This window comes from Streptomyces sp. BA2, from assembly GCF_009769735.1.
Taxonomy (GTDB): domain Bacteria; phylum Actinomycetota; class Actinomycetes; order Streptomycetales; family Streptomycetaceae; genus Streptomyces.
The window spans coordinates 346706-369451 of the sequence record NZ_WSRO01000002.1; the positions used below are offsets into that span (position 1 = coordinate 346706).

The window sequence follows — 22746 nt, forward strand, 5'->3', positions numbered from 1 at the left end:
CATCCCTTCGCGCCAAGAGCGCCCCCGCGGGCCAGCCTTGACTCACACACCGGCGGGTCGCCCGTCATGACCGCCGCCGCCACCCCGGCGACCGGCACCAACCGCCGCCGCCGTCGGGCGCTGATCGTGCTGTGCTTCGTACAGTTCATGCTCGTACTGGACGACAACGTGGTGAGCGTCGCGCTTCCCGCCGTCCGGGACGAACTCGGGTTCAGCGCCACAGGACTGGCCTGGGTCGTCAACGCGTACTTCCTCGCCTTCGGCGGGTTGTTGCTCCTGTCGGGGCGCGCGGCAGACCTGCTCGGTCGCCGACGCGTCTTCCTCACTGGTGTGGCGCTGTTCGGTGCCGCGAGTCTCGCCTGCGGACTCGCTCAGGAGCCCTGGCAACTGGTGGCGGGGCGGTTCGCCCAGGGTGCGGGTGCGGCCATGGCCAGTCCGGCCGCACTGTCACTGATCACGCTTCTGTTCCCCGGTCCCGATGAGCGAGCCAAGGCGTTCGGCATCTGGGGCGGCATCGCCGGTCTTGGCGGCACGATGGGCCTGGTGATCTCCGGCGCGCTGACCGGCCTCGCCTCCTGGCGGTGGATCTTCCTGATCAACCTGCCCGTGGCCGCCCTGGCCCTCGCCCTGGTCCCGCGTCTGATCGTCGAGAGCCGGGCCAGTCGCTCGTCACGCCTGGACGTTCCAGGTGCGGTACTGGGCACAGGCGCCGTCCTGACTCTGGTCTACGGTCTGCTCCAGGCCGGGGAGTCGGGATGGACCGACCCAGCCGTCACCGGGCCCCTGCTCATCGCCATCATCCTGACTGTCGCGTTCCTCGCGGTCGAGTCGCGTACGGCCGAGCCCTTGGTGGCGTTGTCATTCCTGGCCTCACGGACCCGTGCCGTCGCCAACGGTGTAACCCTGCTGTTCTCCGCCGGCATGTACGCGATGGCCTTCCTACTGATGATCCACCTGCAGACTGTGCTCGGTTACGGTCCACTCAAGGCAGGTCTCGCCTATCTGCCCTACGGCGCCGGAATCCTCACCGGCATGTGGCTCTCCTCCCACGCAGTGATCAGAGTTGGGATGCGCCGGGCCCTCGTGGTGTCGACCCTGATCAGCGCGGCCGGACTGCTCCTGCTGTCCGGCATCGCGCCCGGCGACGACTACGCGTCCGGCGTACTGCCCGCCATGCTCGTCTCAAGCCTCGGCTGCGGCCTGAGCCTGCCCGCCCTGACCGTCGCCGCGCTCACAGGCACCACCGAGGAGAACGCCGGTCTCGGCTCAGCGGTCCTCAGCTCCGTCCAACAGGTCGGCGGCGCAGTGGGGTTGGCGATCCTGGTCACCCTGGCCGCAAGCCGCAGCGACGCCCTGGCCGACTCGGCGGGACCTCTGCACGCTGCGACGGAAGGCTTCTCGCTCGCGCTCACCATCGCCGCGGGTCTCCTCATGCTCGGCGCCGTCCTCATCGCCACGCTGCTCGGGGGCCACCGCTCAGGACCCGCGGTCGGCGCCCACGAAACTCCAGCACAGCGCGGATAGCGGCGCACAACCGCCTCGCAGCTGCCGGCCACGGCCATGACGCCCTCCATTGCCGTGGCGGTGGAGGTCTATGGCCGAGCCGTCGACCGGGCGGCCACCGTGTCGGCAAGCAGCGCCTGGGCGACGTCGCCAGTGATGTCGTCCAGGCCGAGGAGGTCGATTCGTTCGTCCAGGCCGCCCGGGTTGACGACGTTGAACTCGAAGACGTATGGGTAGGCGAGGTCGATCCCGGCGAAGCGGATGCCGTGCTCGCGCAGCCGGGCTCCGATGCGCGTGCACAGTTCGTGCTCGTCCGCGGTGAGTTCGGTTTCGGCGCAGCGGGCGCGGTGGGCGGTGTTGCCGCGGTGCTCGCCGGGCGCCAGGTGATGTGCCTGCTGGGCCACCGGCCGACCCGCGGCGATGATCACTCTCTTCTCCTCGGCGTGCGGCACGAACTGCTGCAGCGCGCAGTAGCGGCCGCGGAACCCGGCCAGGCTGCCCTTGGTGAGCAGTTCGGTCACCGCCGCGTTGCCGGTCATGGACTGCAGCAGCACCTGGTTGTTCGTCGAGCCTGGCTCCAGTACATACACGTCGGCGCCCGCGTCGTCGTCTGTCGGCTTGACCAGCCAGGTGGCATCGGTGTCCGTGCCGCAGATCGTGGACAGTTCCGCGTAGGAGCTGGTGATGACGGTGTGCGGCAGGTGCTGCGGGTCCACGATCGCGGGGAGGTTGGTCTTGTTGCCCAGCATCAGGATGCCGGTGACGTCGTTGACGAACGGCACCTGCCGGTTGAGCCGCCACAGCAGCTGCCAGGCTTCCGTCTGCACGGAGGGCTGCGGGTAGTTGAGAACCCAGACGGCGTCCATGTCCGCCAAGCCGCGCGGCACGGGCCGTCCGGGGACGGGAGCGTGCGCTTGCAGGACGCTCTCCACCCGGCACGCCGAAGCGCGCACCTCGGCGTCGTAGGAGCTGAGGCGGTTGACCGAGCCGAACCACACCTCGTGACCGGCCGCGGTCAGGGCGTTGGCGTACAGGGCATGGCAGGTGTCGAGTTCCGTCAGTGTGCCGATCAGCAGGGCTACCCGCACGGGCAATCTCCTTGAGGTGGTCGGAGTGTTCCAAGGCAGCCCGAGACTTCCCACCTCATCGGTCCGTCACGCCGTGCGCGAAGTCCGCGGCGCTGACGCAATGGGGGAGTTTCCGTTGTCCGGATCCATCTGCCTGGCCACGCCCAGCCGTCAGGTCACGTCGCCATCCCGCCGAAGCACAATTAGGCCATTTCCGATAACTCCTCAGATAGACAAGGAATCGCTCTTACATCGGGTCGTTGCGGCGGCTAACTTCGTGCTCCCCGACCCTCCGGTCGGGCCGAAGCAGACGGAGAAGAGGGGATGGGATCATGTCCAAAGTCGATACATCGGGCGTCTGGACGGCCATCAGCGTCAGCCCGCCCGGACTCGAAGGTCTCACCACCGACAACGTCAAGTGGGGTGTCCCTGCGGGGTCGGGCAAGAGCGGGTACATGTTCTCCGGGGGCACGGTCGACGTGCTGCTCGACGGCACCGAGTTCACACTCGGGACGATCACTCACCAGAACTTCCCGATCCAGGCCATGCCCCAAAGCCAGTTCTGGGTCGACCTCGCGGCCCACGTCGTGTTCGAAGACCAGGTGACACACGACTTCAGCTTCCGCTTCCAGCACAACGAGACACCGAATGTCGGGCCGAACCCCGAGGACATCGTCGATCTGCCCACACGGGTCTCCCCCGAGACGGTCACGATCGACAACACCGAATACGCCGTGGTGATCACCGGGTTCAAGCAGGGCGGCCAGATCGTCACCCGCTTCCTCAGCCCGGAGAACGCCGCCAACAACGCCGACCTGGTCGCGGTACTCGCGCGCACCGGTCAGCCTGATGTGCACATCACCACGGTGCGCTTCAAAGGTGACGTCAAGCGCACACAGGCCGACGAGTTCGTGGAGGTCGTCAACCGGGGAACCGCCCCGGCCGACATCTCCGGCTGGGTCCTCGGCGCCGACGACGCGGGGCAGAACTTCACCTTCCCGCCGGGCACCGTGCTCCTGCCCGGCCAACGCATACGGATCTACACCAACCAGATCCACGCCGAGTGGGGTGGCTACACCTACGGCAGCGGACGGCCGATCTGGAACGACCGTGGCGATGCCGCCAAGCTGCGTGACACGGACGGCAACATCGCTTCCGAGTACCGCTACGGATCGGCTGCGGCAACCCCGTAAGTCCGCTCGCACCGCGAGGAGCGCCCGGGCCGGACCATCAGGGCATCGGCTATGAAGCTGTTCCGCCAAGGCGGAACGAACCAGCCGCCGATGCCCTGCAGGTCCTGATGGTCTTCACCCTCAGCATGGGCCAGCGCCTGAAGCCTTGAACCGGCCCCGGACTCACCTGGATCGGTCCAGAGGCTCCCGACAGCGGCTGGTCCTAGAGGTGGCCGAGAGGGGGCCAGTAACCGGGAGTGCGGTCCTCGATGGCCTGTGCGGCGTCGAGAATGCGCTCCTCGGTGAAACGTCCCCCGATGATCTGCACGCCGACCGGCAGTCCCTCCGCGAGGAGCGACGGCACGGTGACGGCGGGGAAGCCCAGGATGGGCACGGCGGTCATCGGCCACATGGCGGCGACGAGTTCGGCGGCGCGCTGCGGGGAGGAGATGTCGGCGTCCTGCTCGAAGGGCAGTTCCGCGCAGACCGGGGTGAGCAACATCCTCTCGCTGCCCAGGAGTTGCTGTAGCTCGGTGATGAGGGAGGCGCGCCGGGACCAGCCGTTGATGTAGGTCTCCAGTGAGGGCTGCTCACCCCACACGGCCGCGGCGGCGGCGAAGGAGTACTTCAGGGAGGTGCGGATGCCCTCGTCCCCGATGCGGTCCACCACGGGGAGAGTTGGGCGGAAGTCCTCGTAGATCAGCAGCGACCACAGGCGCGCGGCCTCGGCGATCAGGGGCAGGTCGTCGAGTTCCTCGATCTCGTACCCGGCGTCGGCCAGGTGCGCGGCGGCGGCGTCGACGGCCAAGTCGACGGCGGGCTGGTTCTTGACGGTGCCGATGCCGCGGACGATGCTCACGCGCCGCGCCGCGCCCCGCGGCAGGGGGCCGGGCGCGGCGGGGATGCCGTAGGGGTCGCGCAGGTCCGGGGTGGTCATGACCCGCAGGGCGAGTCTGGCGTCGGCCACGGTGCGGGCCAGCGGCCCCTCGACCGCGCAGGCCTGCACGGTGGGCGGCAGTTCGACCTGGACCGTGCCGTCGGGCGTGTCGACGAAGGCGGGCGGCGCCCAGTTGGAGATCCGGCCGACGGTGGGGCGGATGCCGACCACTCCGCAGCAGGCCGCCGGATAGCGGATGGAGCCGCCGATGTCGTTGCCCTGCGCGATCGGGGTCATCCCGGCCGCGAGGCTGCTGGACGCACCGCCGCTGGAGCCGCCGGGGGTGCGGGCGGGGTCCCAGGGGTTGAGGGTGCGGCCGTGCAGGTCGTTGGTCGAGAACCAGCGGTAGGAGAAGGCGGGCGCGTTGCTCCGGCCCAGCAGTACGGCGCCGGACTCGCGCAGTGCCGTGACACAGGCCGCGTCGCCCTGGGCCTCAGCGGCGGCGAGGGCGGCCACGCCGTGGCTGGTGGCGTAACCCTTCTGATCCGTATTGATCTTGGTGGATACGGGTACGCCGTGGAGCGGGCCGAGTTCTTCGCCCGCGATGACGGCCTGGTCGGCGCGGCGGGCGGCAGCCAGCGCCTCGTCGGGGCGGACGTCGGCGAGCGCCGCCAAGCGGGGGTTGGTCTCTTCGATCCGCGCGAGACAGGACCGTACGACATCGGCGGACGAGATCTCACGTGTCCGGATGGCGGCGGCCAGGTCACTCGCGGTGCGCTGCCACAACGCGGCAGGCGGATTCTGGGATTCCATCTTCGCCTCGATGAGGGGAGGCCGACAGCACCGAGCGGCGGCTCGGGCATGCGGCGAGGGCGTCGGAGAGCCGCTCCGCTGCGGGAAAGCTACGGAAAAGCAACGACGTAATACAACGTCGTTTTATGTGCCGCACAGCCTCACCGTCCGCACGCGGCCTGTCAAGACCCGGACGCCCGACCGCTCGTGTCCTTCGCGGACGCGCCATCCCGAAGCATCTCGACCACCGCCTGGGCGGCCCGTTCCCCACGCTCCGCCGGCCACCCCTCGGGGTCTTCGAGGGCGGACAGCCAGTAGCCGCGGAACAGCAGGTGCAGGACGTCGGCGGCAAGGTCAGGGCCGGGGACGTCCGCCTCGGTGACCACACCCTGCAACTCCTCGCGCTGGTCCCGCGCGAGCTCCCTGACCTGCTCGGCCTCACGTCCCGCGGCCGGGCCCGCGGCGATGATCTCCATCAGCAGCCTGCGCATGACCTCGTCGTCGTCGACGGTGGAGCACATCCAGCGCGCGAGCGCCGACAGCCGCTCGATGCCTTGCACGCCGCTCAGCAGGCCGTCCGCCTCGCGCGCCCACTCCCGCTCGGCGTGGCGCAGCGCGTTGACCATGAGGTCGGCGCGGCTCGGAACGTAGTTGGTGACCACGGCGGTCGAGCCGCCGAGCCGTTCGGCGACGGCGCGGATGGTCACGGCGCGCACCCCCCGCTCGCGGGCGACCTCGATGGTGGCGGCGGCGATCTCGTCGAGCCGGTGGGCTGCGTCTACCTCGATGGGCATCTCGGCGTCCTCTTCAGGGTGTTGACGGGGTGACGGGCAGCTGCAATGTTGTCATACAACGCCGTTACACAACCTCGTTGTATGACATCTGGCTGGAGATCACCCATGCCCTTCGCCTTCGAGCGAGTCACTGCGGCTCCGGTAGCCGAGCACGCCAGGCAGTACACGGCCCGCATGCGCGACGGTGTTCACCTCGCCACCGACGTCTACCTCCCCGCAGGCGAGACGGACACCGACACAGCGTTCCCCGCGGTGCTCGTGCGTCTGCCCTACGACAAGAACAGCCGCTACGTGTACTGCGACCGCTTCGCCCGCCTGTTCACCGACCGTGGCTACGCCGTGGTGGTGCAGGACGTACGCGGCAAGTTCCGCTCCGGCGGCAGCACCCTCCCGTTCCTGCGCGAACCGCAGGACGGCTACGACACCATCGACTGGGTCGTGCACCAGAGTTGGTCGGACGGACGCGTGGGAATGTTCGGCGACTCCTACTACGGCTTCACCCAGTGGGCGGCCGTCGCCACCCAGCACCCCGCACTGCGGGCGATCGTGCCGCGCATGACGGCCGCGGACTTCAACACGATCTGGCAGCCCCACGGGCAGCGACAGCCTGTGTGGCTGGAAGGCATCAAGTACTTCGCACACCACTGGGTCGACCACGACCTGTACGAGTACGACGTCGACGCCTCCCACCGGCCCGCCATCGAGCAGTTCGAGCAGGCCTTCGCGGCCATCGGCGCCCGCTCCCTGTGGTTCGACCTGCTGGCCCCCCGGCTTGCGGGACTGCCGACCCAGACGGGCCTGCATCCCTTCGACGCGCGGCCCGTTCCGGTGCTGCACTGCGTCGGCTGGTTCGACAACATCGTCGGCGCGCACATGCGCGACTACGCGGAACTCGCGTCGCGGCCGGGCTGGGACGCCGTTCAGTATCTGTGGGCGGGCGCGGTCGACCACGAGAACTACCACCTCGCGCGGGCGCCCATCGGCGAACACGACGACCACAACACCAACGACGACGCTCTCGCCCGCATGCTGCCGGACTACGTGAACCCCGCGCTCGACTTCTTCGACGTCTTCCTCAAAGGCGTCCGACCGGTCTCCACCCTGCCCAAGGTGACCTGGGAGCTGAGCCACGGCGATCGGCGAACCTCCGACATCTGGCCACCGCGCGGCAGCGGCGCCAGGACCTTCTGGCTCACCGACCCGGAAGGCACGGCGGCCGCCGGTCCGCTGCCCGGCGCGGACCTCGCCGACTCCCCCACCGAGGACGAGGCGACCACGCGATGGACCCACGACCCGGATGCCCCGGTGCCGTCCCTGGCCGGCGATTCCTTCGCCCTGCTCCACTCCTACCCCGACCTGGCACCGGTCGCCGGGCGGGACGACGCCCTGGTGTTCTCCGGGCCCGCGCTCACCGAGGCCCTGGACCTCGCGGGCCCCGTCGGCCTCGACCTCCATGTCACCAGCACCGCACCGGAGTTCGACATCTTCGCCAAGCTCATGGACCTCGCCCCGGACGGCCGGGCCCACCTGATCCTGCGGAGCCAGGTCACGGTCCTAGCCGACGAAGCGTCGAGCGTGACCCACCTCGATCTCGGCCACACCGGCTACCGGCTGCGCCCCGGGCACCAGCTCGCGCTCCTGCTCACCAGCAGCGACTTCCCCCTGTTCCTGCCCGCTCCCGGTACCGGGGAGAACCCCTGGACGGCGCTGACCGCCAAGCCCAGCACCCAGAGCCTGCGCACCGGCGGCGCACACCCGTCACGCCTGACCATCACGGTCGCCCCGCACGACCACCACTGAGCCCGCCCCGGCCCCGCGCCGCCCGTCCCGCTCCCGCGTGCCCACGCCTCACCGAGCAGCGCGCACAGCACCACAGCCCAAGGAACCCACCACCGCGACCCCTCCCCCGAGGAGCTCCTCATGCAGGCTCCCAGAACCACCGCCACCGCCACCACCGCCGGCGCCCTGTGCGTGCTGCTCGCCGCCGGCGCCTGCTCGCCGGGCGGCGGCACCGAAGAAGCGCCGCACACCCCGAAGCTCACCACGACCACCCCCGCGGCCCACGGCCCCCTGGACCACGTCACCTGGAACCTGCCCACCGGCGAGCCCACCACCCTCGACCCCGCCAGGGTCGGTGACTACGCGCCGAGCACCGTGGCGACCAACCTCTGCGATCCGCTGCTGCGGCAGAAAGCCGACTACTCCGTCGGACCGGGCCTTGCCACCTCGTGGGACCAGCCGGACGACACCACCCTGATCCTGAACCTCCGCAAGCGCGTGAAGTTCTGGAACGGCCACCCCATGACCGCGGACGACGTGGTCGCCGGCCTGCGGCGCCAGGGCCGGCCCGCCACACGCAGCGTCAACGCCAGCCTCCTCGCCCACGTCAAGACGATCACCGCGACCGGACCGCACCAGGTGACGGTGCGGTTCAAGAAGCCCGACGTGCTGTTCCTCAAAGGCCTGACGGGAGGCTTCGGTGCCGTCAACGAAGCCGCGTACGTGAAGAAGGCGGGACGCTCCTACGGCAGCGCCAAGGGCGGCCTGATGTGCACAGGCCCCTTCAAGCTGGACCGCTGGAAGCCCGGCGATTCCCTCACCGCGCGGCGCAACCCAGCCTATTGGGACGCCTCGTTGCGACCCAAGGTCAAGAAGCTGACGTTCAAGTTCATCACCAACAGCTCCACCCTCACCAGCGCCCTGCTGTCCGGTCAGGTCGACGGCAGCTACGAGATCAGCTCCGCCACCGCACGGGCCCTTGGCTCCTCCGACGCCGGCACGGTCTACTACGGCCCCTCGGCGCAGACCAACTTCATCACCGCCACCAGCCCCGCCTCGGCGCTCACCGACCCCAAGATCGCCCGAGCTCTCTCCCTGGTGGTGGACCGTGACGTACTGATCAAGAGCGTCTACAACGGCGCGGCGCAGAAGCTCAAGACGTTCGTCCCGCCTCTGGTCTGGCGCAACAGCGAGGCCGCGGGCCTGTACACCAAGGCATACGAGAGCCTGCCCGCCGTTCCCGAGCCCGACCTGGAGCGCGCCAAGAAGCTCGTCCAGCAGGCCGATTCCCCGCATCGCACACTCACCGTCGCGATGGCCGCGGGCGACCAGCAGTCCCAGCAGATCCTCACCTTCCTGCAGGCGGGCGCCAAGAAGATCGGTCTCGACATCCGGATCAAACAGCTGCAACCCACCCAGATGTCCGGCCTGTTCTACGACCCCTCCCTGCGCAAGGGCCTGGACGCGACCATGGTCCTCGGCTACGTCGAACTCCCCGACCCCGGCTCCTACGCCCAGCTCATGACCACGCCCAAGGCCCTGTTCAACTGGACCGACTACCGCAACCCCGAGGTCACGTCCCTGCTCGCCCGCGCCCAGGCCACCCTGGAGCCCAAGAAGTCGGCGCGGCTGTTCAACCGGGCCCAGGCGCTCTACACCAAGGACCTCCCGGTGGTGCCACTGGTCTCCCCGTACGAGCGCATGTTCCTCAACAGACGCCTCAGCGGCGCGCCCGCGTCGTTCGCGTACATCCACATGCCGTGGGCGGCCCACCTCGGCGGCACCGGCAAGGGCGCCTCGTGATCGGCCGCTTCGTCGCCCGCCGCGCGGCGACGCTGGCCATGACCCTGCTCGCCGCCAGCGTCGCGATCTACGGGGCACTGTTCCTGGCCCCGGGCGATCCCGCGACGCTGCTCGTCGGCGGGGGCAAGGAACCCAGCCCCGGCGTCCTGGCGCAGATCCACCGCGAGTACCACCTCGACGACCCGTTCCTGGAGGGCTACTGGCGCTGGCTCACCCACATGCTCCAGGGGGACGCCGGGCAATCCCTCAGCTACCAGGACTCCGTCACCGGTCTGCTGGCCGACCGCGCGGGCAACACCCTGTTCCTCATCGCCTACGCGGCCCTGCTCATCGTGACCGCCGGGATCACCCTGGGGACGCTGGCCGGACTGCGCGGCGGCTGGATCGACACCGCGGTGACCGTGGTGGCCACCACACTGATGGCCGTACCCGTGTTCGTCATGTCCGTGGTACTGACCTGGTTCCTCGCGGTCCGCCTGGAGTGGCTGCCCGCCTACGGCAGCGGCGCCGGCTTCACCGGCCGCCTCGAACACCTCACCCTGCCCGCCGTGGCACTCGCCGCTTCCTGGCTCGCCTATGTGGCACAGGTGACCCGCTCGGCGGTCCGGGCCGAGCTGCTTTCCGAGCACGTCCAGACGGCCCGCAGTCGCGGCATCGGGCAACGCTTCATCATCCGCAAACACATCCTGCGCAATGCCTCCGCGCCGATCACCTCCATCTCCGGTGTGGCCGTGGCGGGCCTGATCGCCGGTTCCTCGATCGTGGAACAGGCCTTCGGGCTCAACGGCGTCGGTGCCCTGCTCATCCAGAGCGCCGCCAAACAGGACCTGGCCGTGGTCCAGGCCGTCGCCCTGATCACGGTGGTGGCCTTCGCCGTGATCAACACCGCCGTGGATCTGCTCACAGCCGCCCTCGACCACCGCGTTCCGCTGGGAGGACGCCCATGAGCACCTACCAGCCTGCCGCCGTGACACCCCATCAGGCCTCGATCGGCCGGGCCCGCCGCCTCGTCCGTGGTCAGAAGGTGCCGATCGCCGCCGGCTTGGTCGTCGCCCTGGTGGTCCTCGCCGCTGTGCTGGCCCCGCTGATCGCCCCGTACGACCCGAACGCCGTGGACCCGCTCGCCGTCTCCCAGAGCAGCTCGGCGGCACACTGGCTCGGCACCGACGACACCGGCCGGGACATCCTCTCCCGCCTCCTGTACGGGGCACGGCTCAGTCTGCTCGCCCCGGCGCTCGTCACGCTGATCGCCGGGATCCTCGGCACCGGCCTCGCGGTCACGGCCGCGTGGCTCGGCGGCTGGTGGGACCGGCTGATCTCCGGCGCCCTCGACCTGATCTTCGGGTTTCCCGGCCTCGTCCTCGCCGTGGTCGGTGCGGCGGTCTTCGGCGCCGGACTGCACATCGCGGTCGCCACCCTCTCGCTCGCCTTCCTTCCCTACACGGCCCGCGCTGTTCGCGCCGCGGCTCTGCGGGAGCGCTCGCTGCCCTACGTCGTCGCACTCGGCATGCTCGGCATGTCGGGGCGGCGGATCTGCCTGCGTCATCTGCTGCCCAATCTGCTGCCCCTCGTCGTGGTGCAGACGACCACCTCCTTCGGCTACGCACTGCTTGATGTGGCGGCCTTCTCCTTCATCGGCCTCGGCGCCCAACCACCCACAGCCGAATGGGGGTTGATGGTGGCGAACGGCGCCCCCGGCATCCTCTCCGGACGGCCCGAACAGTCGCTGTACGCCGGGCTGGTCATCGTCGTCTTCGTCATCGCCTGCAATCTGCTCGGCAGCGGCCTGTCCCGCCGCCTGTTGGGAGAAGACCGATGAGCGCCACCCCCGCTCCCCCACCACACAACAGCACTCCTCTGCTGGAGTTCGACCAACTGCGCATCGACCTGCCGGTCAAGGGCGAGCACCGAACGCTCGTCCACCGCGTCGACTTGTCCATTGCGGCCGGCAGCGCTGTGGGGCTCGTCGGCGAATCCGGTTCCGGCAAATCGCTCACCGCCCGGACGGTGCTGCGCCTGCTGCCCCCGGGCACCCGCGTCAGCGGCGACGTCCGCTACGACGGGGTGTCCGTCCCCGCCATGGGCCCGGCCGCCCTACGCAGGCTGCGCAGCCGCGAGGCGGCCATGATCTTCCAGGACCCACGGGCCCACATCAACCCCCTGCGAACCATCGGGGACTTCCTCACCGAGAGCCTCGTCACCACGCGCGGCGAACGCCGCGCAGTCGCCGGGGACAAGGCCGCGGCGCTGCTGCGCGAGGTGGGCATCGCCGACGCCGCGCGCAGACTGCGCCAGCGCCCGGCCGAACTCTCCGGCGGGCTGCTGCAACGGGTGATGATCGCGGCGGCTCTGCTCGGCGGCCCCAGGCTCCTGCTCGCCGACGAACCCACCACCGCCCTGGACGTCACCACCCAGGCCGAGGTGATGGCCCTCATCGACGAGGCCCGCACCCAGCGGGGTCTGGCGATGCTGTTCATCACCCACGACCTCGCCCTGGCCGCGGCCGTCTGCGACCAGATCGCCGTCCTGTACGCCGGGTCGGTGGCCGAACAGCTCCCGGCAGCCCGGCTGTACGACGACGCCCGCCACCCCTACACACGTGCCCTGCTGGCGTCCCGGCCCACCCCGACAGACGGTGCCCGGCCCCTGCGGGCGATCGGAGGCAACCCCCTGGCGGCGTACGAGGCCGGGCCCGGCTGCGCCTTCGCGCCACGCTGCCCGGCCGCCGAAGCCCGCTGTGAGAGCGAACGGCCGCATCTGGAACGACTCGGCGACGGCTCCGTCGCCTGCCACTACCCGCACGTCCTCGACCCGGTGACGCACGGCCCGGACAGGAGCGCCCCTCATGGCTGACACCGCCGCCCCACCCGCTCTGGAAGCGGTCGGCCTGCGCAAGTCCTTCGGTGACTTCGTGGCGGTCGACGACGTCAGCCTGGCCCTCGCCCCCGGCGCCTGTCTGGCCGTGGTCGGCGAATCCGGATCGGGCAAGACCACCACCGCCCGTATGCTCGCCGGCCTTGAGACACCCACTGGCGGCACGATCCGCTGGGCGGGTCGCCAGGGCCGACCCGGGGCGGGGCGGCCCTGGGCAGGGCGGCGCGCGCGGGCGGCCGGGCGCCTGCAATTCGCCCGTCACGTCCAGATGGTCTTCCAGGACCCCTATGCCTCACTCGACCCGCACCAACGCGTGGGCGACTGTGTCGGCGAGGTCCTCACGCTGCACACCGGCCTGCGGGGGCCCGCGCTCGCCGAGCGCGTCAGCGAACTGCTCGACCAGGTGGGGCTCGGCGCCCAGCAGGCACGCTCCCTGCCGCGCGCCCTGTCGGGCGGACAGCGCCAGCGGGTGGCCATCGCACGGGCGCTTGCCGTGCGGCCCCGCGTCCTGATCCTGGACGAGGCGGTGGCCGCCCTCGACGTCTCCGTACAGGCACAGATCATCAACCTGCTGCGCGAGATCCGCGAACAGACCGCCATCGCCTACCTGTTCATCACCCACGACCTGGGCATCGTGCACCACATATGCGACGACATCGTGGTCATGCGCCGGGGGCGGGTCGTCGAGCGCGGCACCACCACTGCCGTACTCGAAACGCCCCAGCACCCCTACACCATCGAGCTGCTCGAATCCGTGCCCCGCAGAGGCTGGACCCCGCGCCGCCGGGCCGCGGCTGCGCCGGGCGGCCGGTCCGGCTCGGGCCTTGTCGAACGTCCCTGAACCTCACGCACACAGAACGGAGATCCGCCATGCCCACCACCACCGCCCCCGCCACGCCCCCGTGCCCCGCCCTGACCTACGCCTTCGAGATCCGGGCCGAGCTCTCGCCGTCCCTGCACATCGGCCACGGCGACGGCGAGGTCACCGAGTTCACCCCGATCACCGGAGGCAGCGTGGACGGCCCGCTGCTGCGCGGCAAGGTCCTCGCGGGCGGAGGCGACTGGAGCAGCACGCGCGGTGACATCTGCCAACTGGACGCCCGCTACCTGCTCCAGGCCGACGACGGCGCCGTCATCGACATCGTCAACCGCGGCTACTATCACCCCGACCCCGAGAGCCCCGACCAGTACGACGACGGCATACAGGTCACCCAAGCCGGTCACTACTACCGCACTTCACCCGTCTTTCGCACCGATGCCCCCGCCCACCGCTGGCTCGCCGAGACCGTCTTCGTGGGACTCGCCCGCCCCGATGGCGAGGACACGGTCGTCATTCGCATGTACGCGCTCCGGTAGCGGGCCTGCAGACGCAGAGCCTGAGCTTGCCTTCTAGCCGTGTCTGGCCCTCCCGGCGTCAGACTGGGCCACACACGACCCCGGAAGTCGCGTCACCGGATGGTGCGCAACCCCGCGACGAGCAGCGCAACCATGTGGCGCGCGTCGTATCGGTGGTGGGTGCCCGCGCTCGCGCAAAGCCCCCCGATGCCCCGCATGAGCTCCTCGGCGTCCTGGCCGGAGCGGATCTCGCCCGATTCGCCCGCGGCGTCGAGCAACTGAGTGCACACCGGCACCAGCCGCTCGACGAAGTAGTCGTGCAGCGGATCGAAGCAGGGGTCGTCGGACTGCAGTACGGCGGCGAGTCCCTGCTTGGTGACCACGAAGTCGACGAAGAGGTCGATCCAGCGCTCCAGCGCGGCGTACGCGGTCGTGCTGTCCGCGAGCAGCGCGGGGCCGGCCTGCGCGAGCGCCTCGACCTGGTGCCGGTAGACGGCGACGATCAGATCCGCGCGCGTGGGGAAGTGGCGGTAGATCGTCGCCGTCCCGACGCCGGCCTCTGCCGCGATGTCGCGGATCGGCGCCTCCACTCCCGACGTGACGAAGACCGCGGAGGCCGCGTCGAGGAGCGCCTCCTCGTTGCGTCGTGCGTCAGCCCGTTTGGCCCGGACGGCCGGTCCCGTGCCCCGACGGGTGTTGTCGTTCACCGCGCCTCCTCCATCAGTGAACTTGTTAACCGGGACAGTGTCCCATATCGTAAGTGGGACAGTGTCCCGTTTCAGTGAGGGTGGGCGAACGATGGCGACATATCTGTTGGTGCACGGCGCTTGGCACAGTGGGGAGTGCTGGGAGCGGGTGGCTCCGCTACTCACCGCGGGCGGACACCGGGTGGTCACGCCGACGCTGACCGGCTATGGCGACACGGCGCAGCTGGCCGGTCCCGGGGTCGGACTCGACACGCACATCGACGACATCGTCAAGGTGATCACAGAGGAGGACCTCACTGATGTCGTCCTTGTCGGCCACAGTTATGCGGGGCTCGTCGTCTCGGGCGTGGCCAACCAACTCCCGGACCGCATCACGGGTTTGGTGTACCTCGACGCCATGTTCCCCGCGGACGGCGAGAGCGCTGCCGATGTGCTCCCGGTGACGCAGCAGTTGATCGACCGGGCCCTGGCGTCCGAGAGCGGCTGGCGGATCCCGCCGCCTCCGGAGATGCCGCCCCCCGCGGGCCTGTTCGGAGTCACCGAGCCGGCGGACCTCGCCTGGCTGCGCACGATGCTGTCGGATCAACCGGTGCGCTGCCTCCAGCAGAGCGTCCGCCTCGACAACCCCGCCATGGACGCGATCCCGCAGGCGCACATTCACTGCACCGCCGGTCTGCCCGAGGGCTTCGTCCGGAAGCCCGTCCCCGCGACGCAGCCCAACGGAACCCCGTCCCTGGTATGGGAGTTGGCGACCGGACACGACTGCATGATCACCGAACCGGCCCAGCTCGCGGAACTGCTGCTCAAGCTCGGCTGACCCCGGAGTGCGTGCCGCCGGGCCTCCGCGATCACTTTCGGGCAGTAGCGGTCTCCCGTCTCCCACCACCGTCGGCACGTCGTAACGTGGCCGCCACAGACAGACAGGAGGAGGTGTCACCGGTGATGAACGCCCAGCACAGGCTTGCGCGTTCGCCCTCGGCCGCCGGCCTGCTCCTGGCTCTGATCACCGCCCTGCTCGTCTCGCTGGACCTGGCCTTCCACGAGCACCATCCTGGCATCGTGGTCGCACTCACGGCCGTCCCCGCACTGAGCTTGGCCGTGCCCGCCAACCGTCCCACCTGTCGGCCTCTCCTCGTCGGGGGCCTCGCTCTGACCGGTGCCGTGGTGAGCGCTGCGGTCGACTGGCGCGACCGTCCCTTCGTCCTGCTGGCAACGTTTCTGAACATCGCTCTACTGACCCTGATCAGCCATCGCCTCCAGGCCCGCCTGCACCCCACCACGCCCTTCCCGGCCGCCTCTCCCCCACCACTGCCCGCCCTGGAGCGACCCCCTACGCCGACTGCGCAGACGTACCAGATCGGCGACTACCGACTGGCCCTGCGGAGCGTGCCCCAGGCGAACCGGACGACCCTCGTGGCCGATCTGTGTGACGCTCGCGAGAGCCCCTACGGCACCCGCATCCTCGTCGCCGACCTGATGGGCAAGGATGACGCCACCCGGATTGCGGGCGAGCAACTCCTTGAGCGATGGCGGCAACTGGCCACGACGGAACCGAGCCTCGCGGAGATGGCACGCCGCCTCGACGCGGACTTGGCCCGGGGCACCGACAGGTTCGGCAAGGCCCTCCTCATCACCTTGCACGAGGGGCGAGGGGAACTCGTCTGCTGCGGGCACACACCGCCGCTCCTGCTTTCCGACTACAGCGACGTACGTGAGCTGAACGTACTCACGCCGCTACCGCCGCTCGGACTGTTCCATCTCGTCCCAGACGGCTGCGCCGTCTACACCACGTCCTTCACGGTGAGCGCGGCAAAGCGCCTTCTCCTGCACACCGACGGAATCGCAGGCGCGCACAACGCGCAAGGCCAACCGTTTCCTCTCCACGACCGTGCCCGCGCTCATGAAGGGCGCCCGCCCGCCGCGCTGTTGGACGCTCTCGTGGACGACCTGAAACAGCACGCGGGCGGCGACCTCAGCATTCTCCGAGACGAGGCACTGCTGCTCCTGCTCCAGGCGGAGAAGCGCGAGTTCCGCCACATCACGACCGCGCTCCACACCCCTCCTGCCTCGAACCACCACACCGAAGCTCCCTCCGACGTCGATCGTGGAGAGTTGGTCACATCTGCTGATCGGGCCAATCCAGGAGACGTGCGCCAATGATCGCGGTCTGCAAGGTGTAGCGGTGGACGGGGTCGGCGGGGTCGGCTCCGGTGAGCTTGTGGATGCGGTCCAGGCGGTAGGTGAAGGCGCGTACGCTCAGCGCGAGTCGGCGGGCGGCCTCGGCGCTGACGCAGCCGGAGTCGAAGTAGGCGGCGAGGGTGTCGATGAGGGGCTTGGCGCCGCCGCGAGCTCGCTGAAGTGGCCCCAGGGTGTTGACGACCAGGTCAGCCATGGCTTGCCGGTCACGGGTGAGAACCGGATAGACGAGCAAGTCGGCAGCACGCAGGACCGGGTCACTGAGGCTTAGCCGTTCGGCGAGTTCCAGTGCGTTGAGGGCTTCCTCGTAGGACTGGACGACACCACCGGGGCCTGGTTGGGGGCGACCGATGGCTACCTGGCCGCCCGCAGTGGCTGCGTAGGCGTGCTTGGCGAAGAAGGCGAGCACTTCGTCCTGGTCGGCAGGAGCAACGCAGACAAGGCGGCCGTCCTTGGTGGTGAGCAGGATGTGGCGGTCGCCGAAACGGCTGACCAAGGCGCGTTCCACGCTGCGCGGAATCGGGTCACCCTCCTCGTACGCGGCCGCGCCCCGGGCGACTGCCACGGCATGGGCGTAGGAAAGTCGGAGCCCGTAACGTTCGGCGCGTTCGGCGAGCTTGCCCATGTCGCTGCGGCCGTACAGCAGGTCGTCGATGAACTCACGGCGAGCTGCCTCCTCCTGGCGTACGGCGGCCCGCTGGGCCCGCTCGTACCCCTCGGCGAACGCGTCCAGTGCCTGAGCGACCAGCGCCATGACACTGTCCGGCGTGGCGGTGCCAGTGGGCCAGTGTGTCCGGGCCTCGGCCAGGTGGGAGGCCACCAGGGCTCGCATCCCAAGGCCCGCCTCCGCTGCCTGCTCACCCAGAGAACGCCGGGAGTCAAGTTCATCGCGGGTCAAGCGACGGCCGGTGGCGGATGCATCGGCGAGCAGGCGCGCGTAGCCGTCCAGATACGTGGCCGGCACGTCGTGGTCAGTCATGATCGCCCCCGATGTCTTGATGCTTTGCTGACGCCTTTCTAGCGCAGCACCAGCGGGGCGTGCGAGCGGGGACTTGTACAACATGACGGTGAGAAAGCACCCCTCAGGGGCGATTGGCGTGCCGGGCCTTCGGGTTGGCGAGTGCGTGGCGCGGGTCGGTGGCTCTGGCGGCCTTGATCTCGGCCCACCGGTTGGCCTGCTCCGGGGTGAGCGTGCCCCGCAGCTCGGCCAGCTTGAGCAGGTTGGCCTCGGCACCGGTGGTGAGGGTCTGTGCCTCGCCCGTGTAGTGGTCGTCGATCACGGCAGCGAGTTCGGCGTCGTTCATGACGGGGTCGATGCGGGCGGCGATCTTGTTCATGTTGCGGTAGGAGCCCTGGAGCCGGAAGGGCGGTTCGGTGCGGGTGTCCTCGGACTGGCCCGCGGATGCGATGTAGGCGGCATTGACCGCGAGGACCGACGCGCGTGCCGTGAGCAGGTGCCTGAGCACGGCGACGACACGTTCCACTTCGGCGGGGGCGTATGGGTGCGTGAGACCGTCGGCGCGTGCGGTGGGGTCGTTCTCCGCGAGGCGGATCAGGAGGTCAAGGTCGGCGCGGTCACGCCCGGCGAGCGGGGCGAGGACCGGGTTCGCTGTGAGGGCGTTCTCGACGAAGCTGACGGCGAAGGTGTCCTCCTTGCCCGTGAGGACGTCGCCGAGGTTCCAGATGTCGGCGCGGTTGGCGAGCATGTCGGGGATGCGGAACCGGGCGCCGGACTCGGTGTAGGGGTTGCCCGCCATGCAGACCGCGAAGCGTTTGCCGCGCAGGTCGTACGTGCGTGAAGTGCCGTTCCAGACGCCTTCCATGCGGCGCTGGGCATCGCACAAGGAGATGAACTTCTGCAGGAGTTCGGGCGAGGTGTGCTGGATGTCGTCCAGGTAGAGGAGGACGTTGTTGCCCGCCTCCAGCGCGAAGTTGACCTTCTCGATCTCCTGGCGGGCCGTGGCGTTCGGGGCCTCGGCGGGGTCGAGCGAGGTGACGCTGTGGCCGAGCGCCGGACCGTTGACCTTCACCAGGACCATGCCGAGGCGGTCGGCGACGTATTCCATGAGGGTCGTCTTGCCGTAACCGGGCGGGGAGATGAGCAGCAGCAGGCCGCCCGCCGTGCCGAGCTGCTTGTCGAGGCTGTCGCCGATGAGCGGCAGGTACACCTCGTCGATGAGGCGGTTGCGGACGAAGGCGGACATGACTTTGGGCCGGTACTCGTCCAGCCGCAGGCGGGTTCGTTCGGCCGCGACGAGCTCGGTGCGCCTGGCCTGGTAGGCGCGGAAGCCGGGGAGGGTTTCAGCACGGAAGTCGCGTGTGCGGGCGAGGAGTTCGTCGATGCGGACGGTGAGGCGGCGCCCTTCGATGCGCGGGTGGGTGCCGAGGAGTCCGTCGACGGTTTCGGCGAGTGGGGCCTCGCGATCGTAGCGCTGCAGGCCGGGGCAGAGTTCGACGGCGACCGCCTCGGCGAGGTCGTCGGCGCCCTCGCCGGTGGCGGTCGCGTAGGAGGACAGCCACGCTTCGACCAGCTGCCGCCGTGCGCCGAGGCCGGAGATGCCCGCCAGGTCGTCCTCGTACGCCGCGCTGTCCACGGCACGGCGGAATTTGTCCAGGAAGGTGCGGGTGTACGTCGTGGTGACGAACCCGGCTGGGGCGGTGGTGAGTTCCTCGAAGAGGTATGCGGCGGCCGGCCCGCCGACTCGCTCGGCGAGTTCCGCGCACAGGTCGTCGATGGCGGGCGCGAGGCCGAAGGTGTCACGGGCCCGGGCCAGCGACACCGCGCGCCGCTGCCAGAGGTCACGCTCCCCCGGCTCCGTTCCGTGCGCCCAGAACAGTTGGGCCGCCGCACGCGCCTCGGGTGCGTGCCGCAGGAGGCCCGCACCGTCGTGGAGACGCAGCAGGGCACCGAGGACGAGGTTCGCGTCGTGGTCGTGGACACCGCGCTCGTACCCTTCGTCGTACGAGGCTTCCGCCGCCGCGCGTACGAGCCCCGGCAGGTCATCGGAGTCCAGGAGCGCCTCGGGGCCGTGCTCGGCCAGGAGCCGGGCGGCGAGGTGTTCGGCGCGGTAGACCTCGGCATTCTCCGACGGCAGGACCTGGTCCCAGTAGGCGCGCAGGTCGGTGAAGGACGGGTCGGTGACCGGCGAGCGGTAGTCGGTGCCGGTGAGCGCGAAGGCCATGCCGTCGCCGTCCGCGGCCGGGACGAGCGTGAGGTCGAGGGGCTGGGTGTTGACCGCGAAGCGGTGGCGGCCCAGGCGGATGGTGTCGCCGCCGTCCGCGTACAGCTCGGTGCGGTCGCGCAGGGAGCGCGCTGCCTCTTGGCGGGCGGCCTTCAGACGCCCTTCCAGTTCCTCGGCCCGTACCTGGTCATCGAGGTCGCGTAGTTCGTCGATGGTGCGGCGGACCTTGCCGATCATCGGGTCGGAGGCGAAGTACGTGTTGATCTCGTCGGTGGAGTCGAGTGCGGCCAGGCGGCGCGCGACCGTCTCCAGGACACGTGTGGCGGAGGAGGCGAGGCGTTCGGCGTGCCGGGCGCGGGTGTCGGCGAGCGTCTGTTTGCGGGAGGCGAACGCGTCGTACACCTGGGTGCGCTTGGCGTCGAGGTCGGCGAGGAACTCGTCCGAGTCGGCGAACCGCCCCTCCAGGTTCTCCAGTTGGAGGAGGAGGCGTGCGAGCTGGTCGTCACAGGCCTCGGGAGTCGTGGCAGCGGCGAGGGCGCCGGTGACGGCCTGGCCGAGCAGGGAGAACTCGGCGGCGAACTCGGCCCGTCCCTCGTGCGCGGTCAGTTCGCGGCGCCGGGCGTCCAGCGTGGCACGGGCCCGGTTGACGCCCGCGAGGACGGCCGCGACGCGCTCCAGGATGCCGGTGCGGACGGTGGCGTCGCCGATGTCGAGGCCGGCGACGACCTCGGTGACGCTCTGGAGCTGCTCGGCGAGCTCCTGCAGCCGGTGCGCGAGGGGGGCCGCCTCGGCGACCGTGGTGAGTGCGTCGGCGTCTGCGGTCAGTTGCTCGATGTCGACGTGGTGGACGGCGAAGGCGTCCGGGCGCTCCAGGAAGACGACGGCGCGCTGCCCTGCCGATGCGATGTCGGCTGCCAGGTCGCCGGCCAGCGAGTCGATGCGCTCCCCGTCGGCATACCGCATGTTCTTCAAGGTCAGCAAATGCCCCTGGGCGCGCCGTAGTTCCGTGATCCGCTCCACCCATTCTGGCGCGTCGCGCGGGGCCTCCCCGCGAATGCGGCGAACGAGCGCGGCGCTGCGTGCGGCCGAGTCGGCGAGCGCGTCCGTGGCCTGCCGGGTCAGGGCCAGCACGGTTGCGAACTCCGCGACCACCTGCTCGGCTGTCTCGCGCACGGCGTTCAGCGGCTCCCCCAGGTCCCCCGTCTCGGCGTCGCCGAGCCAGTGGTAGGAGTCGGCGGCCCGTACGCAGGCCGCGGCGAGCGCCTCGTACACCTCGGAGGTGGGTGTGGTCTCGGTGACGGACCGAGCGATGGAGAGGCAGTCGGAGACGCCCCGTACGAGGTCCGCGTTGCCGATGCGCGCCAGCGGGCCCTCCCCCGCCGGGCGGGCGGCGGCATAGGTGTCCGAGACGTACGGGGACTGCCACAGCCGCAGCGAGTGGACGCGTGCCGGCTCTGTGGAGTCGGCACGCAGCACGGCCAGCAGGCCGTCGTCGAGGAGCGCGTACCCGTGGCAGGACAGCGGCGTGGCGATTTCCTTGCGGATCATGTTGTACGGCAAGAGCACCGTGCGCCCCTGCACGCGCGCGTGGAAAGCGAAGAGGACGTCCTCACCGTTGGGCGAGCGCACCGCGCGCTCGAACTCCAGGCCTTCGCTGTCCAGGGCGTCGAAGGTTTTGTACGTCCCCGTGGCCAGGTAGTAGCCCCCGGGGAACACGATGCCCTGGTCATCGGGCAGGCGGCGGCATGCCTGCCCGATGCCGTCCAGCCGTATGACGTGCCGGGTGAGGGTGTTGAAGACGAGGTGGCGCCAGGCACCCTCCTTGTAGGGACGCACACGCAGCAGGATGAGCGTGCCCGCGCGCGCGTGGGCCACGTCCGCGTCGGCGAGGGACTGCAGCGGTTCCTCAACCGGCTCCTCGTAGACCCCCTCCCCTGTCCCGGTGTCGTTCTCGACCTTGACGGTCAGGGTGCCGCCGACCGTCCCGACGAAGATCTCGCCGCCGATGGAGATGTGCGGGTGACGGCCCAGGACGTGGTCCTCGCGGGTCGCCTCGGTCCAGGTGAAGTCGTGCGAGGGCGGGAAGGCGTGGTCGCGCTCGCCGCGCGCGTCCAGGAACTCGACCCGCCCGCCGGCGGCGAGCGCCCAGCGAAGGACCCGTATGTCCTCGGTCTTCTCGCCGGTCCTGAAGACAGCGAGGATCTTGCCGTCTACATGCCGGAGCTGGAGGAGCCTTGCGTCGCGGTAGTAGCGGAAGAGCGCGGCGAATTCGCGGACGAAGTCCGGGTCGTCCAGAAGTCCGGGTACGGCGTCGTCGGGCAGGCGGTTCAGGTCACGGTCGTGCAGCGCGAGGACGTCACCGACGGCAGTCTCCGACGTCTGGCCGGCGTGGACGTGGTAGCCGAGGAGCAGGGTGTCGCCGACGGCGATGACGTCGCGCGGTACACACGGCTGCTCGGTGCGGAAGCTTTCGGTGCCGGTGAGCGTGAGCTCGGTGGAGCCGAAGGCGGCCACGCGCCGGTCGTTGAGGGCGGTGGCGCGATCGGCTAGCTGCCGGGCCTGCGCCGCCAGACGGTCGCGCAGCACCTCGTACGTTCCCGCGTCCAGACCGGTCCCGCTCTCCATGTCCGGCTTCCCTTCCTGTGTGTTTGTGCGTGCGGCGCCG

General features: G+C 70.1%; 17 protein-coding genes. 11 read left to right on the forward strand and 6 right to left on the reverse strand.

What is annotated here, in order from left to right; genetic code table 11:
• Nucleotides 1-66 precede the first annotated feature (66 nt).
• Nucleotides 67-1524: an MFS transporter gene (locus E5671_RS04305; protein ID WP_160502514.1), complete on the forward strand. Its 1458-nt coding sequence runs from the start codon at nt 67-69 to the stop codon at nt 1522-1524.
• Nucleotides 1525-1592: 68 nt separating this feature from the next.
• Here the strand turns inward: E5671_RS04305 and E5671_RS04310 are convergent, their stop codons facing one another.
• Complete coding sequence (locus E5671_RS04310; RefSeq protein ID WP_160502515.1) at nt 1593-2591, reverse strand: hypothetical protein; 999 nt, start codon at nt 2589-2591, stop codon at nt 1593-1595.
• 311 nt (nt 2592-2902) lie between these two features.
• On the opposite strand from E5671_RS04310, the gene E5671_RS04315 reads away from it, so the two are divergent.
• Nucleotides 2903-3763, forward strand: coding sequence for a lamin tail domain-containing protein (locus tag E5671_RS04315; protein ID WP_160502516.1), 861 nt, complete (start codon nt 2903-2905; stop codon nt 3761-3763).
• A gap of 202 nt (nt 3764-3965) precedes the next feature.
• Here the strand turns inward: E5671_RS04315 and E5671_RS04320 are convergent, their stop codons facing one another.
• Nucleotides 3966-5432 carry an amidase gene (locus tag E5671_RS04320; protein ID WP_160502517.1) on the reverse strand — a complete coding sequence of 489 codons (1467 nt, stop codon included), beginning with the start codon at nt 5430-5432 and terminating at the stop codon, nt 3966-3968.
• Nucleotides 5433-5593: 161 nt separating this feature from the next.
• On the reverse strand, nt 5594-6205 hold the full coding sequence (locus E5671_RS04325) for a TetR/AcrR family transcriptional regulator (RefSeq protein WP_160502518.1): 612 nt from the start codon (nt 6203-6205) through the stop codon (nt 5594-5596).
• 105 nt (nt 6206-6310) lie between these two features.
• On the opposite strand from E5671_RS04325, the gene E5671_RS04330 reads away from it, so the two are divergent.
• The 7 genes from E5671_RS04330 to E5671_RS04360 all read left to right on the forward strand — a co-directional run bounded on the left by E5671_RS04330 (nt 6311) and on the right by E5671_RS04360 (nt 14017).
• The gene (locus E5671_RS04330) at nt 6311-8005 is read left to right on the forward strand and encodes a CocE/NonD family hydrolase (RefSeq protein ID WP_160502519.1); all 1695 of its coding nucleotides are present in this window, start codon (nt 6311-6313) and stop codon (nt 8003-8005) included.
• 120 nt (nt 8006-8125) lie between these two features.
• Nucleotides 8126-9787: an ABC transporter substrate-binding protein gene (locus tag E5671_RS04335; RefSeq protein ID WP_160502520.1), complete on the forward strand. Its 1662-nt coding sequence runs from the start codon at nt 8126-8128 to the stop codon at nt 9785-9787.
• Nucleotides 9784-10734 (forward strand): ABC transporter permease subunit, encoded by a 951-nt coding sequence (locus tag E5671_RS04340; RefSeq protein WP_160502521.1) that lies wholly within the window; start codon nt 9784-9786, stop codon nt 10732-10734. The genes E5671_RS04335 and E5671_RS04340 overlap by 4 nt, the downstream gene beginning before the upstream one ends.
• Entirely contained in the window at nt 10731-11606 is an 876-nt protein-coding gene (locus tag E5671_RS04345; RefSeq protein WP_160502522.1) for an ABC transporter permease, read from the forward strand. Before E5671_RS04340 ends, E5671_RS04345 begins: the two co-directional genes overlap by 4 nt.
• Nucleotides 11603-12640, forward strand: coding sequence for an ABC transporter ATP-binding protein (locus tag E5671_RS04350; protein ID WP_160502523.1), 1038 nt, complete (start codon nt 11603-11605; stop codon nt 12638-12640). Before E5671_RS04345 ends, E5671_RS04350 begins: the two co-directional genes overlap by 4 nt.
• On the forward strand, nt 12633-13502 hold the full coding sequence (locus E5671_RS04355) for an ABC transporter ATP-binding protein (protein ID WP_160502524.1): 870 nt from the start codon (nt 12633-12635) through the stop codon (nt 13500-13502). The genes E5671_RS04350 and E5671_RS04355 overlap by 8 nt, the downstream gene beginning before the upstream one ends.
• A gap of 29 nt (nt 13503-13531) precedes the next feature.
• Nucleotides 13532-14017, forward strand: a complete 486-nt coding sequence (locus E5671_RS04360; protein ID WP_160502525.1) for a DUF3237 domain-containing protein — start codon at nt 13532-13534, stop codon at nt 14015-14017.
• A gap of 92 nt (nt 14018-14109) precedes the next feature.
• Here the strand turns inward: E5671_RS04360 and E5671_RS04365 are convergent, their stop codons facing one another.
• Entirely contained in the window at nt 14110-14703 is a 594-nt protein-coding gene (locus E5671_RS04365) for a TetR family transcriptional regulator (RefSeq protein ID WP_160502526.1), read from the reverse strand.
• Between the two features lie 91 nt (nt 14704-14794).
• Here E5671_RS04365 and E5671_RS04370 point away from each other — a divergent pair, with 91 nt between their 5' ends.
• Together E5671_RS04370 and E5671_RS04375 are read left to right on the forward strand one after the other, a co-directional pair.
• Entirely contained in the window at nt 14795-15520 is a 726-nt protein-coding gene (locus E5671_RS04370) for an alpha/beta hydrolase (protein WP_160502527.1), read from the forward strand.
• Nucleotides 15521-15645: 125 nt separating this feature from the next.
• The gene (locus E5671_RS04375) at nt 15646-16863 is read left to right on the forward strand and encodes a PP2C family protein-serine/threonine phosphatase (protein ID WP_160502528.1); all 1218 of its coding nucleotides are present in this window, start codon (nt 15646-15648) and stop codon (nt 16861-16863) included.
• Here E5671_RS04375 and E5671_RS04380 read toward each other — a convergent pair.
• Complete coding sequence (locus tag E5671_RS04380) at nt 16820-17878, reverse strand: PucR family transcriptional regulator (RefSeq protein ID WP_160502529.1); 1059 nt, start codon at nt 17876-17878, stop codon at nt 16820-16822. The genes E5671_RS04375 and E5671_RS04380 overlap by 44 nt on opposite strands.
• A gap of 103 nt (nt 17879-17981) precedes the next feature.
• Complete coding sequence (locus tag E5671_RS04385; RefSeq protein ID WP_160502530.1) at nt 17982-22706, reverse strand: DNA repair ATPase; 4725 nt, start codon at nt 22704-22706, stop codon at nt 17982-17984.
• Nucleotides 22707-22746: the final 40 nt, after the last annotated feature.

Bases quoted from the DNA above. Each gene is read 5' to 3' on its own strand.
- E5671_RS04345 (WP_160502522.1), top strand. From the start codon at position 10,731: ATGAGCACCTACCAGCCTGCCGCCGTGACACCCCATCAGGCCTCGATC.
- E5671_RS04355 (WP_160502524.1), top strand. From the start codon at position 12,633: ATGGCTGACACCGCCGCCCCACCCGCTCTGGAAGCGGTCGGCCTGCGC.
- E5671_RS04380 (WP_160502529.1), bottom strand. From the start codon at position 17,878: ATGACTGACCACGACGTGCCGGCCACGTATCTGGACGGCTACGCGCGC.
- E5671_RS04330 (WP_160502519.1), top strand. From the start codon at position 6,311: ATGCCCTTCGCCTTCGAGCGAGTCACTGCGGCTCCGGTAGCCGAGCAC.
- E5671_RS04385 (WP_160502530.1), bottom strand. From the start codon at position 22,706: ATGGAGAGCGGGACCGGTCTGGACGCGGGAACGTACGAGGTGCTGCGC.
- E5671_RS04325 (WP_160502518.1), bottom strand. From the start codon at position 6,205: ATGCCCATCGAGGTAGACGCAGCCCACCGGCTCGACGAGATCGCCGCC.
- E5671_RS04315 (WP_160502516.1), top strand. From the start codon at position 2,903: ATGTCCAAAGTCGATACATCGGGCGTCTGGACGGCCATCAGCGTCAGC.
- E5671_RS04370 (WP_160502527.1), top strand. From the start codon at position 14,795: ATGGCGACATATCTGTTGGTGCACGGCGCTTGGCACAGTGGGGAGTGC.
- E5671_RS04320 (WP_160502517.1), bottom strand. From the start codon at position 5,432: ATGGAATCCCAGAATCCGCCTGCCGCGTTGTGGCAGCGCACCGCGAGT.
- E5671_RS04305 (WP_160502514.1), top strand. From the start codon at position 67: ATGACCGCCGCCGCCACCCCGGCGACCGGCACCAACCGCCGCCGCCGT.
- E5671_RS04335 (WP_160502520.1), top strand. From the start codon at position 8,126: ATGCAGGCTCCCAGAACCACCGCCACCGCCACCACCGCCGGCGCCCTG.
- E5671_RS04350 (WP_160502523.1), top strand. From the start codon at position 11,603: ATGAGCGCCACCCCCGCTCCCCCACCACACAACAGCACTCCTCTGCTG.
- E5671_RS04360 (WP_160502525.1), top strand. From the start codon at position 13,532: ATGCCCACCACCACCGCCCCCGCCACGCCCCCGTGCCCCGCCCTGACC.
- E5671_RS04375 (WP_160502528.1), top strand. From the start codon at position 15,646: ATGAACGCCCAGCACAGGCTTGCGCGTTCGCCCTCGGCCGCCGGCCTG.